The organism is Acidisoma sp. (genome assembly GCF_035492295.1).
In the GTDB taxonomy this organism is placed as follows: domain Bacteria; phylum Pseudomonadota; class Alphaproteobacteria; order Acetobacterales; family Acetobacteraceae; genus Acidisoma.
Map to the genome: position 1 here is coordinate 16,176 of NZ_DATJJK010000251.1, position 15,825 is coordinate 32,000.

Sequence of the window (15,825 nt, forward strand, 5' to 3'; positions counted from 1 at the left end):
GAAACCTTCCCCTGCACCCGGCCGTTTCGGCATCGGTCGTCCCCATATGGGAGGAGAAGATCGCGACGGAAGGAGCAGGCCTGATCACGGCCGCGCTGGCGCGCGCCGGTCAGTCGCCGCGGCGGCGGCGCGTGGGGTCGGCCGGGTTGCGCAGATCCCAGAAGGGCCGACGGGATTCCATCAGCACCTCGCCCCGCCCGATGCCCATATCGGCCCAGAAACGGTCATCCATGGCCGCGAGTTCGCGGCGGGCACGGTGCGCCTTCCACATCGCGCGGAGCAGGCCGCGCAGGCCCTGCACATAGCCGGTGCGGCGCGGTTGCGTTATCGGAGCGGACAGAGTAGCGTTATCTATGTCTTCCATGGAAATGAATAACAGCAGTCATCGCGTTACTCAATACCTGCGCGACTGCGCGATCGGCGCGGCCCCCGGCACGCGCCTGCCCTCGGTGCGGGATATCATGCGCACCTACCGCGTCAGCCCCGTCACCGTGCAGCGCGCGATTGACACGCTCGCCGAAGCCGGACTCATCGAAGCGCGGCCCGGCCAGGGCACCTTCGTGCGCGAGCAACAGGTGGCGAGCGCGCGTCCGGATGCGGATTATGGCTGGCAGAGCCTCGCCCTCGGTTCCCCCCGCGCGGTCGCCGACGGCCTGAATTCCCTTCTCCGCATGCCGATGCCGGACGTCATGGCGCTCAATCTCGGCTATCTGCCGGAGGAAAGTCTGCCGCTCGCCCAGCTGGCTGCTGCCGGCGGCCGAGCGCTGCGCCGGCCGGGCGTTTGGGCGCGCGTGCCGATCGAGGGGCTGGAGGCGCTGCGTGCCTGGTTCGCGTCCCAGGCCGGCGATGCCTTCACGCCGGGCGAGGTCACCATCTGCCCCGGCACCCAGGCCGCCAATGCCGCCGCCTTCCGGGCGCTCGCCCAGGCGGGCGACCCGGTGCTGATCGAAAGCCCGAGCTATACCGGCGCCATCGCCGCCGCGCTTGCCGCAGGCCTTCGCCTCATCCCCGTGCCGACGGACGAGGAGGGCGTGCGCCCCGAATTGCTGGAGGAGGCCTTCGTCCGCACGGGCGCCCGGCTCTTCTACTGCCAGCCAACCTTTTCCAATCCGACCGGGGCCGTGCTGTCACCCGCGCGGCGCCGTAGCGTGCTGGATATCCTGGGCCGCGCCGGCGCCTTTCTCATCGAGGACGACTGGGCGCGGGATTTTGCGCTGGAGGGCGAGCCGCCCCCGCCCCTCGCCCAGGACGATGCCCATGGCCATGTCGTCTATATCCGATCGCTCACAAAAAGTGCGGCGCCGGGCCTCAGAATCGGCGCCATCTGTGCCCGCGGTGCCGCCCTCGAACGACTGCGCATGGCGCGCCTGGTCGATGATTTCTCCGTTCCGGGCCTGATGCAGGAGACGGCGCTGCAGTTGGTAACCGCACCGGGCTGGCCCAGGCATCTGCGGGCCCTCAGGGCCGAACTGCGGCACAGGCGGGATCTTCTCGCCGCCGCCGTGACCCGCCATCTCGGACCCGGCGCGCTCCGTCGGATTCCGGCGGGTGGGCTGCATCTGTGGATGAGCCTGCCGCCCGGCGTCTCCGACCTCGACATCGCCCGCCGCGCGGCGGCCGCGAGCGTGTTGGTCGGCGCCGGCCGCCACTGGTTCCCGGCCGAAGCGCCCTCTCCCTATCTGCGGTTGAGCTTTGCCGGCGCCAGGCCGGACTGGATCGAAACCGCGGTCGGCACGCTCGCGGCACTCATCGCCGATCCGGGCTGAGTGCCGACCGCGGGCGCGGATTTCACGAAAGCCCAAAGATTGCCCCCTGGCCTTTGCCCGGAAAACCGCGTCATTATTGAAGAGAGCCGATCCGTGGGGCAAACGATCCTGCCCTGAGCACCGCCCTGAGGGAGATGTGGTATCTTTGGCGCCGCCCGATGATTCGCCACCGAAGAAATCCCGCCTGTCCGGCTTCATCGGCCACCTGCTAAGACTGCTTTCCTTTCTGGTTGCGGCCGCAATCATCTACGTCTTCTTCACGCAATGGAATGTCTGGCAAGGCGAGGAGCGCTACCAAAGCACGACCGACGCCTATCTGCAGACGAACCTGACGCCGCTCGCGGCCCAGGTATCTGGCTATGTCAGCCGCGTCCCCGTGCAGGATTACGCGACGGTCGTCGCCGGGCAGGTGATCGCCGAAATCGTCGACAGCGACTACCGCGCGCGGGTGGCCCAGGCAGAGGCCGAGGTGTCGGGCGCCGAAGCCGCGATCGCCGAACTTGCAGCGCGGCGCCCGCTGCTGGAAGCCAATCTGGCGGCGGCGCGCGCCGTGGTCGCGGCGACGGATGCCAATCTCGCGCAGAGCGGCCGGGACGTCGCCCGCCAGCGCCGGCTGTTTCGTTCCGGCTCCGCCTCGCAGGCCGACACGGAGAAGATTTCCACCACCAATGCGGAATTGATCGCCCAGCGGCAGCAGAATCAGGCACAGGCGGACGCGGTCGCCCAAGAGATCAAGTTGCTGGATGTGCAGGAGCGCCAGGCGGAAGCGACGCTTGCCGCGCAAAGGGCTGCTCTCCGTCTTGCGGAAATCAATCTCGGCTATACCCGCATTACCGCGCCCACGGCAGGGGTGATCGGCAAGCGGCAGGTGCTGCCGGGGCAATATGTCGCACCCGGCACGCAGATCACGACGCTCGCGGAACTGCCGCTCGTATGGGTGAGCGCCAATTACAAGGAAACCCAGCTCACCCATGTCGCGGTCGGCGATGAGGCGACCGTCACCGTCGACAGCTTTCCGGACCATGTTCTGCGCGGCAGGGTGGTGGCGATCTCGCCCGCCTCGGGCTCCGAACTCGCCCTGCTGCCGCCGGACAATGCCACCGGCAATTTCACCAAGATCGTCCAGCGCATCACGGTGAAGATCGCGATCACCGACGCAGACGGACTGGCCGACAAGCTCCGCGCGGGCATGTCGGCGATCCCGTCGATCGATACGCATTCGACGCTGGCCATGCCATGAGCGACGGCGCCCTAACCGTCGCGTCGCCCGCACCCGCACCGCCGGCCGAAATGCCGATCCCCTGGCTCGGCCTTGTCGCTGTTCTGCTCGGCACCTTCATCTCGACGCTCACCGGACGCCTCTCGACCTTCGGCCTTGCCGACGTCCAGGGCGCGATCCATGCGGCTTATGACGAAGGCGCCTGGATCACCACAGCCTTCACCGTCGCGCAGATGTTGATCACGCCCTTTGCCGTCTGGGTCGGCAGCCTCTACGGGCCGCGGCGGATCCTCATTGTCGCCGCCATCTCCTTCGCACTGACATCGGCGCTCATTCCCTTTTCCCAAAACCTGCCGACGATGCTGGTTCTGATGTTCGTCGGCGGCCTCGGCTCGGGCTGCTTCATTCCGCTGACGCTGAGCTACATCCTGCGCAACATGCCGCTCAGGCTCTGGGCTTACGGCATCGTGCTCTATGCGCTCAACCTCGAACTCTCGCTCAATATCTCGGCCTCGCTCGAGGGCTGGTATGTCGATCACCTCTCCTGGCATTGGATCTTCTGGCAAAACGTGCCACTGGCCCTCGGCATGGCCTGCTGCTTGCATTTCGGCGTGCGCTATCAGCCACCGGCACCGGCCGCCATGCACCGCGATCCTTACGGCCTGCTCTCCTGCGGCCTCGGTCTCGCTCTGCTCTACGCCGCCCTTGACCAGGGCAACCGGCTCGACTGGACAAGCTCGGGACTGATCTGGGGCCTTGGCCTCGCCGGGATTTTCATGCTCGTCGCCTTCGTCATCCACGAGAAGACCACCACCTTCCCGTGGCTCGACTTCCGCGTCGTGATCGGCCGGCCGATGCCCTATCTCCTGCTGATGATCGCGCTCTTGCGCCTCACCATTCTTTCGACCGCCTTTCTCATCCCCTATTTCCTCGGCGGCGTTCGCGGCTTCCGGGCGCTTCAGGTGGGCGACACGCTGATCTGGATTGCGATCCCGCAACTCGTCATCTGTCCGGTCGCGGCCCTGATGCTGCGCCGCGCCGATCCGCGCATCCTCGCGTCCCTCGGACTTTGCCTCGTCGGGGGCGCCTGCCTGATGGTTGCCTATACGATTACGCCAGTCTGGGGATCGGACCAGTTTCTCCTTTCCCAGCTTCTGCAGGCCGTGGGCCAAAGCTTCGCGCTCTCGGGCATCGTCTTCAACGGCGTGCTCAACCTCCGGCCGCAGGATGCGCTGTCCTTCGGCGCCATGCTGCAGATCGCCCGGCTGTTCGGCGGCGAGCTCGGCCAAGCCCTGGTCGCAACCACGGCCCGGGTGCGGGAGCAACGCGCCTCGAACCTGATCGGGCAGCACCTGCGTGCGGGCGCCCAGAATGTCGACGAACGTCTGGCGTTCTACGGCCATATCATTCAGCAGCACGGCGGGCAGCCGGCGGCGGCGCCTGAGCTTCTGGCGCGGATCGTTCGGCTGATGGCAACGACGCAGGCGACGATCGATGCCTTCGTCGCAGTCGCCGCCTGTGCGGCGTTCGGCCTTTTCGTCATGATCGTGCTGCTGCCGAGACCGCCACGAACCCCGGCCTCGCATCGTCCCCTCTTCCGCAAAGGCTCGGCCGGATGAGCCCCGCGCGCGCGTCGGTGCTCCTTCTGACGGCCTCCCTTGCCGCCTGCACTCTTGGCCCCGATTACCGTCCGCCCGCACCGCCCGTGGGATCAACCGCGCCGCTCACGGGCTCGGACGGGAAGACCGCAAGCGCCCAGCCCCTGCCGCCCGGCTGGTGGCGGCTCTACGACGATCCGCGCCTCAACGATCTCGTCGAACAGGCCTTCGCCGTCAATGACGAGCTGAAGGTCGCCGAAGCCAATCTGGCGGCAGCGCGCGCAATCTTCGAGGGTGCCCGGGCGCTGCAACTGCCGCAGACGGCAACCGAGGGCAGCGCCACCTACGGGCGAAATCCGACGCTCGACACCATTCTTGAAACCGAAGGCCATGAACCGCAGGACAGCTGGCTATTCGACGCTACCTTCGACGTTTCCTACGAGCTCGATCTCTTCGGCCATGTTCGCCGTTCGGTAGAGGCAGCGCGGGACAATGCCGAAGCCGTGGCCGCCGCACGGGACGGGCTGCGCGTGACCATCGCGGCCGAAACGGCGCGCGCCTATGGCTCGGTCTGCGCGCTCGGCGAGCAGCTTGCGGTAGCTCGGCATTCGCTCGGCGTCGTGCAGGAGGAGCTGCGCATTGTCGAGAACCGCCGGGCGGCAGGGGCGGGAACTGATTTTGACGTTGTCCGTTCAAAGACACTGGTCGCGCAGGTGAAGGCAATCCTGCCCCCGCTCGAGGGCCAGCGTGAAGCGGCACTCCTCGAACTCACAGCTCTTCTCGGCCGCACCCCGGCCCGCGCCCCACGCAAGGTTCTTGATTGCACAACACCACCGCAATTGACCGAGGCCGTGCCGGTGGGCGACGGCGCGGCCCTGCTGCAACGCCGGCCGGACATCCGCGAGGCAGACCGCAAGCTTGCCACGGCTCTGGCCGAAATCGGCGTTGCCAAGGCTGATCTGTTTCCCCGTGTCACGCTTAATGGCTTTTATGGCGGGGCCAGCAACCAGATTACCCTGCTCGGGTCGAATTCGGGCCTCGCCTGGGGTCTCGGCCCCGCCATCAGCTGGAGTTTTCCGAATCTCGCGGGGCCGCTCGCCCGCCTCGCGCAGAGCCGGGCCGCCGCGCGTGGCGCGCTCGCGCAATACGACGCGACGGTGCTGACGGCACTCAAGGAAACGGCGCAGGCGCTGGCCGCCTATCGCGCCGAACTCGACCATCACGCGGCCCTCGCCGCGGCCGCGAGCGAAGCCGGGCAGGCGCTCGGCATGGCGCGGGATCAGTTCACGGCCGGCGGCATCAGCCATCTCGACCTGCTGACGACGGAACAGACCAAGGTCGCGGCCGATCAGGCGGTCGCGGCTTCGGACGCCGCCCTGATCCAGGATCAGATCGCGCTGTTCAAGGCGCTCGGCGGGGGCTGGGAGAGGCCGGAGGCCCATCCGCGGCACGGGGCGTCCAATGCCTCACATTAAGGATCATTCAGAAAATGTTCTTGCATTGTTCCCGTTTTATTCGCTAGCCTGACGTCGTTCTCACAACGAGGTGCACGTCATGCTTGATCCTTCGCTGCGTCCCGCCGAAGACCAGGAAGTCGTCCAGGAACTCGCCTTCGTGCTGCGGAGCTGGCCCGGCGCCCGCGGCCGCCGCCGCAAGGATGAGCAACTCGCCCGCATCACCGCTGAACGGCTGGTCGACTATCTCCACCTCTCGGGCTTCGAGCTGCTGCGCCGGCCGCAGATCGCGATGGACATGAACTATGTCGGCGGCGGAGAAGGCTGAGGCACCCAGGGGCGGCAGGGGGCCGGCTGCCCCTGTTCACCGTCACGCCGGCAGAAGCGCCTCAACCGTCTTCTGCAGTAGCGCGAGGTCGGCAGGCCGGGAGAGCCGGTGGTCGCCGTCCTTGATCAGCGTCACACGCACATCCTGGCCGGCAATCCTGTCCGCGAGGGCGAGTGCAGTCTTCCAGGGCACGTCCTCGTCCTGCTGTCCCTGCAGCAGGCGCACCGGACAGGCGAGCGGAATGGCCGCGCCCATCAGCAGGTGACGGCGTCCATCCTCGATCAGCGCGCGCGTAATGGGCAGCGGCGCGTCATACTGGCTAGGCGCATAGATCACCCCTTTCTCCATGAGGTCGGAACGCGCCGCCTCCGGCATGCTGTTCCACATCAGCGTTTCGGTGAAATCGGGCGCGGCGGCGATGCCGACATAGGCCATGACCCGGTCCGGCCGGGCCAGCGCGATATTCAGGCCGATCCAGCCGCCCATGGAGGAGCCGACGAGGAGGAGCGGACCCTCGGTCAATGCGTCGATCACGGAAAGCGCGTCCTGGGTCCAGAGGCCGATGGTCCCGTCCTCGAAGCGACCGCCGCTTACCCCATGGCCGGAATAATCGAGCCGCAGCACGGCCTGGCCGCATTTGGCCGCCCACGTGGCGAGAAACACCGCCTTGCTACCCTCCATGTCGCTTTTGAAGCCGGGTAGGAAAACGATCGTCGGGCGCTGACCCGCCTGTCGTTTCCACGCCAGTTCCACACCGTCGGCCCGCTTGAGTCGCCCGGTCTCTTCCGTCATTCAGCCTTCTCCCGATCCCCTTCCTCAGGCGCGCCACCGTCGGATGATGCGTCCTCGCGCTCGGCGCTCAACCGGTCGACGCGCCGTCCGTCCATGGCCAGCACTTCGAAGCGCCAGCCGCCGAAGGCAATCCGGTCGCCGACCTGCGGCACCCGGCGCAGCAGCGCCAGCACCAGGCCGCCCGCGGTGTGATAGGTGCCGCGCGAGGGCACCTCACTGATCGAAAGCTTTTCCATGAGCTCGTCGAGCGGCATCAGCCCGTCGAGTTGAAAGCTCGTCTCCTCGGTCTTGCCGACCTCGCCGCCGCCATGCTCGGCGATGTTCTCATCGATCTCGCCCACGATCGCCTCCAGCATGTCTGCGGCGGTGATGAGACCCTCGATACTGCCGTATTCGTCGATCACGAAGGCCATGCCATTGGCATCGCCCTTCAGCCGTTCGAAGGCATCGAGCGCCGTGATCGCATCCGGCACGATCATCGGCTGCAGAATCGCCGCATCCAGGCTGAGCCTGCCGCCACCCAGCAGCTGATCCAGCAGCCCCTTGGCCTGAACGATGCCGATCGCATTGTCGACCGAGCCGTCCCCCACCACGAAGCGGGTATGCTGGCTGGACCGCAGCTTCGTGATCACCTCCTCGGCCGGTGCGTTGCGGTCGATCCAGGCGATTTCTGTGCGCGGCGTCATGATGGCGCGCACCGGCTTGTCTGCAAGACGCAGGATTCGCTCGATCATGAGCTTCTCCTCGCTTTCGAGCACGCCGGACTGGGTGCTTTCGGCGAGCAGCGCGCGCAGTTCCTCTTCACTCGGCACTTCGGGGCGGCTGCCGGAAATGCCGAAGAGCAGCAGGATGCCGGCCGAGGTCTTGCTGAGCAGCCAGATCGCGGGTTTCGTGATGCGCGCGATGACGATCAGCATCGGCGCGGCCCGTGCAGCGACGATTTCCGGCCGTCTCAGCGCCAGCTGCTTCGGGACCAACTCGCCCAGGACCATGGTGAGGAAGGTAACCAGGACCACGGTGAGGAAGAAGGCGATGGCATGGGCGAAACCGCCTGGAACGCCCAGATGCTCCAGCGCCCCCTCGACATCGCCGGTGATGCGCTCGCCGCTGAACATGCCGGTGACGACGCTGACAACGGTGATGCCAACCTGCACGGTAGGCAGAAAGACGTGGGGGTTCTCCGCCAGGCGCCGCGCGACGGACGCCCCCGCCACACCCTTGCGCTCGAGCACCGCAAGCCGCGCCCGCCGGGCCGAGATCAGCGCCAATTCGCTGCAGGCAAACAGGCCGTTGATGAGAATCAACACCAGTATGCCGATGAGTTCGAGCCCGATCTCCACGCCCTGAAGCACCTCCGCTGGCGCGGGCACCCAATGGGCCCGCACAATCCATGTTAAAGCAGGTGCAGACGACCTGCTCCACCCGATCTTCCTACAGTATCCGGTCGCTCCTGGCTCCCCGGGGGGTCCGGAGCAGCGGAGATCCCTCATCAAGGATTGGATGTCGATGCGCGCGCCCTCGCCCCTGGCTCTGTTGCTCGGCCTGCTTGGCCTCTTACCCTTCCTGATCACCGCCTACCTGGCCTCGGCCTGGCAGAGCCCCGCGGATGGCCGGGCACTGACCGCCCTCATCACCTATGGCGCGGTGATTCTCGCCTTCCTGGGCGGGGTGCACTGGGGCTTCGCGCTGGTCGAGCCGCCCGCCTCCCTCGCGGGCCTCGCTCCGCTGCCCACCAGCCGGGACCCGGCGCACAAGCCCCGCCTTCTGCTTGGCGTACTGCCGGCGCTCCTCGGTTGGGTGACGCTGCTCGTGGACCTGCTCCTGCCCTCGCCCGCCATCGCGCTGTGCATCCTCATTGCGGGATTCCTCGCAACGAATGTGGCGGAGCATGACGGCTATCGCCGCGGCTGGGTGCCGGCCCGCTACCTCTGGCTGCGCTGGATTCTCACCGTCATCGTTGTGGCTCTCCTTGTCACAACGCTCGTCCTGCGACTGAGCGGCGGCCGCATCATCTTCTAATAGACTGACAGACAACGATTTTATGAGGTGCCCCGCTGGGTCGTAAAATGTGATCGCGGCACCGGGACCGTTCTTGTGGCGATTATGGCGCAAATATGTCTTAATTGGGCCACGATCACGACGGAATCGGAGCAAGATGATGTTCTTCTGGTCCTCCACGACGACGTCCAAGGCCCCCAAGGCGCAGACCCCTGCTCCGGCGGCCGAGGATCGGGACCGCGATTGGGAACCGCAGACAGGCTTTGGCGGGTTCGAGACTTTCGGCCGTGGCGGCCTCGACATCGGCGGCCTTCACCGCGACCAGCAGTGGGTCGGTGCCTGGGGCGGCCGCTGCTGAGCCAAGCTTTTTTCCGTGCCCGCTTGACGTAGGCACGGCCAACGTCTTCTCACCGTGCTTCCCCATTGCGAGGGCAGCACCTTGAACGATATCCCCGACCGCGATCCGGTCATGGCTCAGGCCGATCTCGACCCCGAAAACTGGGACGAACTCAGGCATCTGGGCCACCGGATGCTCGACGATATGCTGGATCATCTGAGGGATCTCCGCAGCCAGCCGGTCTGGCAGCCCCTGCCCCCTGAAACCCGCGCCGGCTTTCATGCGCCGCTTCCCGTCTCAGGTGCCGATCCAGCCGCGGTCTACGAACGGTTCCGCGACACCATCCTCCCTTACAGCACCGGCAATACCCATCCCCGCTTCATGGGCTGGGTCCATGGCGGCGGCACGCCGCTCGGGATGCTGGCCGAGATGCTGGCAGGCGGGCTGAACGCCAATCTGGGCGGACGGGACCATGCGCCGATCGAGGCGGAACGCCAGGTCATCGCCTGGGCGGCCCAGGCCTTCGGCCTGCCGGAGAGCGCGGGCGGGTTGCTCGTCACCGGCAGTTCCATGGCCAATTTTATTGCCGTGCTTCTGGCGCGGCAGGCCGCCCTTGGTCCGGAGAGCCGCAAGTCCGGCGTCGGGGCCGCGCGCCTCACGGCCTACGCCTCCCAAACCGTGCATCGCTGCGTGCCGGACGCCATGGATATGGCCGGTCTCGGCAGCGATGCGCTCCGCCGCATTCCCGTGGGGACGGATCACCGCATGGATATCAGCGCGCTCCGTGCGGCGATTGCCTCGGATCGTGCGGCGGGCGCTACACCCTTCCTTGTTGTCGGCACGGCGGGCTCGGTCGATGTCGGTGCTTTCGATGACCTCGCGGCCACCGCCGATATCGCGGAGACCGAAGGCCTCTGGTTCCATGTTGATGGCGCTTTCGGCGCGCTCGCGGCTCTCTCCCCGGCACTCGCGCCCCACGTCGCAGGCATGGAGCGCGCCCGCTCCATCGCCTTCGACTTCCACAAATGGGCGCAGGCGCCCTATGACGCCGGCTGCATTCTGGTGCGGAACCAGGCAGACCAGATCGCGACCTTCGCGACCAATGCGGCCTATCTCACCGCCGCCACGCGCGGGCTCGCCACCAATGCGCCATGGCCCGCCGATCTCGGCCCCGACCTCTCCCGCGGCTTCCGCGCGCTCAAGATCTGGTTCGCCCTGCAGGTCTTCGGTGCCGCTCGGCTCGGCGCGGTCGCGGAGAATTCATGTGCCGTCGCGCGCCACCTCGCGGCCCGCATCGCGGCAGAGCCTGCACTGGAATTGCTCGCCCCGGTGCCGCTCAACATCGTCTGCTTCCGCTACCGGGCGGAAGAAAGCGAGGCTGACCAGCTGAATGCCGAGATCGTGGCCGATATCCAGGAAGCCGGGCTGGCCGCCCCCTCCACCACGCGCATCGGCGGCAGGCTCGCCATCCGCGCCGCCTTCGTCAATCATCGCAGCCGGCCGGAGGATGCCGACGCGCTGGTCGCGGCCGTGCTGGAAGCAGGGCGCGCGCTGGTTCGAAAAGCGGGCTAAGATCACCCGACGCGAAGGATAGGACATGGCTATGAGCGAACATCCCCTGATCGGGCAACTCAAGGCGGCGCGCGTCGTGCCCGTGGTGCGTATGAAAAGCGCCACCCATGCCGCCACCGCGGTACGCTGGCTCTATGATGCGGGCTTACGCATTTTCGAAATCACCATGACGATCCCCGATGCGCCGGCCCTCATTCGCGAACTCTCTTCCGACCCGGCGCTCCTCGTCGGTGCCGGCACGGTGCCGGACGCGGCGACGGCGGAAACCTGCCTCCGCGCCGGAGCCCGCTTTGTCGTTTCCCCCTGGGTCGATCCCGATCTCGTCGCGCCCTGCCGCGCAGCGAGCGCCGTGTTGATGTCGGGTGCCACCACGCCCACCGAGGTTCGCGCCGCGCTCCGCGCGGGTGCGGATGTCGTGAAGGTTTTCCCCGCCGCCTCGGCGGGCGGGCCGAGCCATGTGAAAGCGCTGGCGAGCGTTTTCCCCGGCGTCACTTTCTGCCCGACGGGCGGTGTCGACCCCGGCAATCTCGAAGCCTATCTTGCGGCAGGCGCCGCCTTCGTGGGCATGGGCGGCAAACTGGTGGACGAGACCCTGGTTGCCGCCGGCGACCGTGCGGCGGTCAGCGCGATCGCGCAGCAGATTCTCGTCAGGGCCTGAGCCTCAGGGTCTGATCGGCTGAGATGGATCGCGGGCGCGAGCCATCTGATCCGTGAAACAGACCCTTATCAATGGTTTAGCGTGTGCCTCACGTGTCATATAGAAGCGGAATCGCTTCAATTTGACACAGTCACACGCTAGGAGGAGACGAACAGGATGGCGGCCGACCTCGTCTGCATCGGAGAGCCGATGCTGGAATTCAACCAGCAGCCTCAGCTTCCCGACGGCCGCATCCTGTATCAACAGGGTTTCGGGGGCGACACCGCCAATGTCGCCGTCGCCGCCGCGCGGCAGGGCATCAAAACGGCCTATGTCTCAGCGGTGGGCCGGGACCCGGCCGGCGAGGCGTTGATCGCCCTCTGGGCCGAGGAGGGCGTGGATGCCAGCCATATCCGCCGTTCCGACAGCCATCCGACAGGGCTCTATTTCGTGAATCACGGGCCGGAAGGCCACAGCTTCAGCTATCTCCGCAGCGGCTCCGCAGCGACGACGCTGGCGCCCGCCGACATCCCGGAAAAGACCATCGCCGCCGCACGGATCGTCTTCGCGAGCGGCATCTCCCTCGCAATTTCGGCGAGTGCCGCGGATGCCGTCTTCCATGCCTTCGCGATCGCCCGCCAGAATGGCGTCGCCATCGCCCTCGACACCAACTACCGGCCGTCCCTCTGGGCACCGCGCCGGGCCGCCGCCTTGATCCATGCCGCCATCGGCGAGGCCGATATCGCGATGCCTGGCATGGATGATGCCCTGGCACTGACCGGCCTCAGCGACCCCGATGCGGTGCTCGATTTCTATCTCGCCCTCGGCCCCGGCCTCGTCCTGCTCAAGATGGGTGTGAAAGGGGTCTATCTCGGAACGCCCGAGATGCGGCTCCGCATCCCGCCCTTCCCGGTCGCGGCGGTGGACGCGACGGGTGCCGGGGATACCTTCTGCGGTGCCACGATGGCACGGCTGCTGCTGGGCGACACGCCGGAGGATGCGGCCCATTACGGCGCCGCCGCCGCTGCCATTTCAACCACGGGTTATGGCGCTATCGCGCCGATCCCCCGTACCCCGGAGATCTGGGCCGCCATGGCGATGCGCAACCGATGAGCATCACACCCGACCATCACCCGATCGCCATCGGCGGCGTCGAGACGAAACTGCCGATCGTCGCGCTGAATGAGACGGTCGCCATCGCTCTGCTGATGGTGATCGATCAAGGGATCGCCTTCGGCAGCCGTGCGGGTGCCGCTCTCGCCGACATCGCGCGCCCGCTCTCGCCGGATATCGTGGTGGGTGCGGCGACGCTCGGGATACCCGTCGCGATGGAAGTGAGCCGCGCGCTGGGCCTGGACGACTACGTCATCCTCCAGAAGTCACCGAAAATCCATCTCGCGGATGCACTGAAGGAAAGCGTGAAATCCGTCACCTCGCACGGGGTGCAGAATCTGATGCTGGACCGCCGCTCGGTGCCGCTGCTGGAAGGCCGCCGGGTTTTCGTGGTGGATGACGTGGCATCGACCGGATCGAGCCTCGCTGCAGTTCTGCGCCTGCTCCGTCGCGCCGGCGCCGAGATCGTCGGCATCGGCGTGATCCTGACCGAGGGTCATGATTGGAAGGCGGCACTCGGAGAAGATGCCGGACTGGTGCAGGGCCTGGCTCACATCCCGGTTTTCCGCATCGAAAACGGCGCGGCCGTGCCGATTCCCGAGACGCTCTGAGGACGGGTCCTCACATGTGCAGGCCGGGCGCCTCCTGGCCCGTGCTGGCGACGTATTCGGCATAGCCGCCGTCATAGTAGTGAACGCCCTCGGGCGTCAGCTCCAGCACACGGTTCGACAGGGCGGCCAGAAAATGCCGGTCATGGGAGACGAAGAGCATGGTGCCTTCGTAATCCGCCAGCGCCCGGATCAGCATCTCCTTGGTCGCGATATCCAGATGGTTGGTCGGCTCGTCCAGCACCAGGAAATTCGGCGGTTCGAAGAGCATCAGCGCCATCACCAGCCGCGCCTTCTCCCCGCCTGAGAGCACGCGGCAGCGCTTCTCGATCTCGTCGCCCGAAAAGCCGAAGCCGCCCGCCAGCGCCCGCAACTGGCCCTGATTGGCGCGGGGAAAGGCGCCTTCCAGCGTTTCGAAAATGGTGGCCTCGCCATCCAGCAGGTCCATCGCATGCTGGGCGAAATAGCCCATTTTCACACTGGCGCCGATGGTGACCTGGCCAGCATCCGGCTCCGTTGATCCTGCAACGAGCTTCAGAAGCGTCGATTTGCCCGCGCCGTTCACGCCCAGCACGCAGCAACGTTCCTTGCGGCGGATCATCAGATCCAGCCCCTTATAGATCCGGCGACTGCCATAGCTCTTGTGAACGGCCTTGAGATTCGCGACGTCCTCGCCCGAGCGCGGCGGTGGGGCGAAATCGAAGGAAAGCGCCTGGCGGCGCTTGGGCGGTTCCACGCGGTCAATCTTGTCGAGCTTCTTGATGCGGCTCTGCACCTGGGCCGCGTGGGACGCGCGGGCCTTGAAGCGGTCGATGAAGGCGACCTCCTTCGCCAGCATTGCTTGCTGCCGCTCGAACTGCGCCTGCTGCTGCTTCTCGTTCAGCGCGCGCTGCTGCTCGTAGAATTCATAGTCGCCGGAATAGACGGTGAGGCTGCCGCCGTCGATCTCGGCCACCTTGTTGATGACGCGGTTCATGAAGGCGCGGTCATGCGAGGTCATCAGCAGGGCGCCGTCATAGCCGCGCAGGAACTGCTCCAGCCAGATCAGGCTTTCAAGGTCGAGATGGTTGGAGGGCTCGTCGAGCAGCATCACGTCTGGGCGCATCAGCAGGATGCGGCCGAGCGCTACGCGCATCTTCCAGCCCCCGGAAAGCTTTCCGACATCGCCGTCCATCATCTCCTGGGAGAAGCCGAGGCCGTGCAGAACCTCCCGCGCCTTGGAATCGAGCGCATAGCCGCCCAGCTCCTCGAAGCGGGCCTGCACGGTGCCGAACCGCTCCAGGATCGCGTCCAGCTCATCATAGCGCTCAGGGTCCGCCATGGCGGCCTCAAGTTCGGCGAGTTCGGCGGCAACGGTACTGACGTCCCCGGCCCCGTCCATCACCTCGGCCACTGCCGAACGCCCTGCCATCTCGCCCACATCCTGGCTGAAGAAGCCGATGGTGACGCCACGCTCGATGAGCACCTGCCCCTCGTCCGGCTCCTCCTCGCGCGTGATGATGCGGAAAAGCGTCGTCTTGCCGGCGCCATTGGGGCCGACGAGACCGATCTTCTCGCCCTTCTGCAGCGCGGCGGAGGCCTCGATGAAGACCAGGCGCTGGCCGTTCTGCTTGCTGATATTGTCCAGGCGGATCATCGGGTCTTCGGTATCCTCGGGCGGCATTCGGGCGGTCGCCGAGGGTCTAGCGCAGGACGGCGCGCGGGGAAACCGGGGCTACCGGCACGGCGCCAGCGATGTTCCGCATGCCCTTGGAAAGGACTATGCTTGCCGCCGACGCTTGCGCCTGGGATCTTCCCGAAAACGACAATCAGAAACAGGAGCCGTTCGATGTCCCCGGAAACCACCGCCATTGTCCTGATCGAATACCAGAACGATTTCACCAGCGAAGGCGGGGCGCTGCATGAGGCCGTCAAACCGGTGATGCAGAGCACCGGCATGCTCGGCCATACCGTCTCCCTCGTGAAGCAGGCGCGGGACAGTGGGGCGCTGATCGTCTATTCGCCGATTTCCTTCGCGCCCGATTACCATGAGCTGAGCCCGGCGCCCTACGGCATCCTCAAAGGCGTCGTCGACAGCAAGGCCTTCCGCAAAGGCAGCTGGGGCGCCGAGATGGTGGACGTGCTGACACCGGACGAGCCGGATATCGTGATCGAAGGCAAGCGCGGGCTCGATGCCTTCGCCAGCACCAATCTCGACTTCATCCTGCGCGCGCGCGGCATCAAGACCATCGCGCTGGGCGGATTTTTGACCAATTGCTGCGTCGAATCGACGATGCGTACCGGCTACGAGAAGGGCTTCGACGTCGTCACCCTCACGGATTGCACGGCGACGCTCAGCGACGAGGAACAGCGGTTTGCGGTGGAAAAGAACTACCCGATGTTCTCCCGCCCGATGACGCATGA

General features: G+C 66.5%; 16 protein-coding genes. 12 read left to right on the plus strand and 4 right to left on the minus strand.

What is annotated here, in order from left to right; translation table 11 throughout:
- Positions 1 to 109: 109 nt before the first annotated feature.
- A complete protein-coding gene (locus tag VL752_RS18875) occupies positions 110 to 364 on the minus strand; it encodes a DUF1127 domain-containing protein (RefSeq protein ID WP_325357604.1) in 255 nt (84 codons plus the stop codon).
- On the opposite strand from VL752_RS18875, the gene VL752_RS18880 reads away from it, so the two are divergent.
- The 5 genes from VL752_RS18880 (at position 354) to VL752_RS18900 (ending at position 6,365) form a co-directional block, all read left to right on the plus strand.
- Complete coding sequence (locus tag VL752_RS18880; protein WP_325357606.1) at positions 354 to 1,766, plus strand: PLP-dependent aminotransferase family protein; 1,413 nt, start codon at positions 354 to 356, stop codon at positions 1,764 to 1,766. The two genes, VL752_RS18875 and VL752_RS18880, sit on opposite strands and share 11 nt — an antisense overlap.
- 145 nt (positions 1,767 to 1,911) lie before the next feature.
- Complete coding sequence (locus tag VL752_RS18885; protein WP_325357608.1) at positions 1,912 to 3,006, plus strand: HlyD family secretion protein; 1,095 nt, start codon at positions 1,912 to 1,914, stop codon at positions 3,004 to 3,006.
- Positions 3,003 to 4,604, plus strand: coding sequence for an MFS transporter (locus VL752_RS18890; protein WP_325357610.1), 1,602 nt, complete (start codon positions 3,003 to 3,005; stop codon positions 4,602 to 4,604). Before VL752_RS18885 ends, VL752_RS18890 begins: the two co-directional genes overlap by 4 nt.
- A complete protein-coding gene (locus VL752_RS18895; protein WP_325357612.1) occupies positions 4,601 to 6,058 on the plus strand; it encodes an efflux transporter outer membrane subunit in 1,458 nt (485 codons plus the stop codon). The genes VL752_RS18890 and VL752_RS18895 overlap by 4 nt, the downstream gene beginning before the upstream one ends.
- A 79-nt stretch (positions 6,059 to 6,137) precedes the next feature.
- Entirely contained in the window at positions 6,138 to 6,365 is a 228-nt protein-coding gene (locus VL752_RS18900; RefSeq protein ID WP_325357614.1) for a hypothetical protein, read from the plus strand.
- Positions 6,366 to 6,407: 42 nt separating this feature from the next.
- Here the strand turns inward: VL752_RS18900 and VL752_RS18905 are convergent, their stop codons facing one another.
- Both VL752_RS18905 and VL752_RS18910 read right to left on the minus strand, forming a co-directional pair.
- Positions 6,408 to 7,157, minus strand: a complete 750-nt coding sequence (locus VL752_RS18905; protein ID WP_325357615.1) for an alpha/beta hydrolase — start codon at positions 7,155 to 7,157, stop codon at positions 6,408 to 6,410.
- On the minus strand, positions 7,154 to 8,527 hold the full coding sequence (locus VL752_RS18910) for a hemolysin family protein (protein WP_325357617.1): 1,374 nt from the start codon (positions 8,525 to 8,527) through the stop codon (positions 7,154 to 7,156). Before VL752_RS18910 ends, VL752_RS18905 begins: the two co-directional genes overlap by 4 nt.
- Positions 8,528 to 8,663: 136 nt before the next feature.
- Here VL752_RS18910 and VL752_RS18915 point away from each other — a divergent pair, with 136 nt between their 5' ends.
- From VL752_RS18915 to VL752_RS18940, 6 genes are all read left to right on the plus strand, one after another.
- Positions 8,664 to 9,176, plus strand: a complete 513-nt coding sequence (locus tag VL752_RS18915; RefSeq protein WP_325357619.1) for a DUF3429 domain-containing protein — start codon at positions 8,664 to 8,666, stop codon at positions 9,174 to 9,176.
- 136 nt (positions 9,177 to 9,312) lie between these two features.
- Positions 9,313 to 9,513 carry a hypothetical protein gene (locus tag VL752_RS18920; protein WP_325357621.1) on the plus strand — a complete coding sequence of 67 codons (201 nt, stop codon included), beginning with the start codon at positions 9,313 to 9,315 and terminating at the stop codon, positions 9,511 to 9,513.
- Positions 9,514 to 9,624: 111 nt separating this feature from the next.
- A complete protein-coding gene (locus VL752_RS18925) occupies positions 9,625 to 11,064 on the plus strand; it encodes a pyridoxal phosphate-dependent decarboxylase family protein (protein WP_325357631.1) in 1,440 nt (479 codons plus the stop codon).
- Between the two features lie 31 nt (positions 11,065 to 11,095).
- On the plus strand, positions 11,096 to 11,722 hold the full coding sequence (locus VL752_RS18930; protein WP_325357623.1) for a bifunctional 4-hydroxy-2-oxoglutarate aldolase/2-dehydro-3-deoxy-phosphogluconate aldolase: 627 nt from the start codon (positions 11,096 to 11,098) through the stop codon (positions 11,720 to 11,722).
- A 156-nt stretch (positions 11,723 to 11,878) separates the two neighbouring features.
- Entirely contained in the window at positions 11,879 to 12,814 is a 936-nt protein-coding gene (locus tag VL752_RS18935; protein ID WP_325357625.1) for a sugar kinase, read from the plus strand.
- Positions 12,811 to 13,425 (plus strand): phosphoribosyltransferase family protein, encoded by a 615-nt coding sequence (locus VL752_RS18940; protein ID WP_325357627.1) that lies wholly within the window; start codon positions 12,811 to 12,813, stop codon positions 13,423 to 13,425. The genes VL752_RS18935 and VL752_RS18940 overlap by 4 nt, the downstream gene beginning before the upstream one ends.
- 10 nt (positions 13,426 to 13,435) lie before the next feature.
- On the opposite strand, the gene VL752_RS18945 is transcribed toward VL752_RS18940, so the two are convergent.
- A complete protein-coding gene (locus tag VL752_RS18945; protein WP_325357633.1) occupies positions 13,436 to 15,058 on the minus strand; it encodes an ABC-F family ATP-binding cassette domain-containing protein in 1,623 nt (540 codons plus the stop codon).
- 192 nt (positions 15,059 to 15,250) lie between these two features.
- On the opposite strand from VL752_RS18945, the gene VL752_RS18950 reads away from it, so the two are divergent.
- On the plus strand, positions 15,251 to 15,825 hold a 575-nt coding region (locus VL752_RS18950), incomplete at its 3' end, for a cysteine hydrolase (RefSeq protein WP_325357629.1).

Bases quoted from the DNA above. Each gene is read 5' to 3' on its own strand.
- VL752_RS18880 (WP_325357606.1), top strand. From the start codon at position 354: ATGTCTTCCATGGAAATGAATAACAGCAGTCATCGCGTTACTCAATAC.
- VL752_RS18875 (WP_325357604.1), bottom strand. From the start codon at position 364: ATGGAAGACATAGATAACGCTACTCTGTCCGCTCCGATAACGCAACCG.
- VL752_RS18890 (WP_325357610.1), top strand. From the start codon at position 3,003: ATGAGCGACGGCGCCCTAACCGTCGCGTCGCCCGCACCCGCACCGCCG.
- VL752_RS18895 (WP_325357612.1), top strand. From the start codon at position 4,601: ATGAGCCCCGCGCGCGCGTCGGTGCTCCTTCTGACGGCCTCCCTTGCC.
- VL752_RS18900 (WP_325357614.1), top strand. From the start codon at position 6,138: ATGCTTGATCCTTCGCTGCGTCCCGCCGAAGACCAGGAAGTCGTCCAG.
- VL752_RS18905 (WP_325357615.1), bottom strand. From the start codon at position 7,157: ATGACGGAAGAGACCGGGCGACTCAAGCGGGCCGACGGTGTGGAACTG.
- VL752_RS18915 (WP_325357619.1), top strand. From the start codon at position 8,664: ATGCGCGCGCCCTCGCCCCTGGCTCTGTTGCTCGGCCTGCTTGGCCTC.
- VL752_RS18920 (WP_325357621.1), top strand. From the start codon at position 9,313: ATGATGTTCTTCTGGTCCTCCACGACGACGTCCAAGGCCCCCAAGGCG.
- VL752_RS18925 (WP_325357631.1), top strand. From the start codon at position 9,625: ATGGCTCAGGCCGATCTCGACCCCGAAAACTGGGACGAACTCAGGCAT.
- VL752_RS18930 (WP_325357623.1), top strand. From the start codon at position 11,096: ATGAGCGAACATCCCCTGATCGGGCAACTCAAGGCGGCGCGCGTCGTG.
- VL752_RS18935 (WP_325357625.1), top strand. From the start codon at position 11,879: ATGGCGGCCGACCTCGTCTGCATCGGAGAGCCGATGCTGGAATTCAAC.
- VL752_RS18940 (WP_325357627.1), top strand. From the start codon at position 12,811: ATGAGCATCACACCCGACCATCACCCGATCGCCATCGGCGGCGTCGAG.
- VL752_RS18945 (WP_325357633.1), bottom strand. From the start codon at position 15,058: ATGATCCGCCTGGACAATATCAGCAAGCAGAACGGCCAGCGCCTGGTC.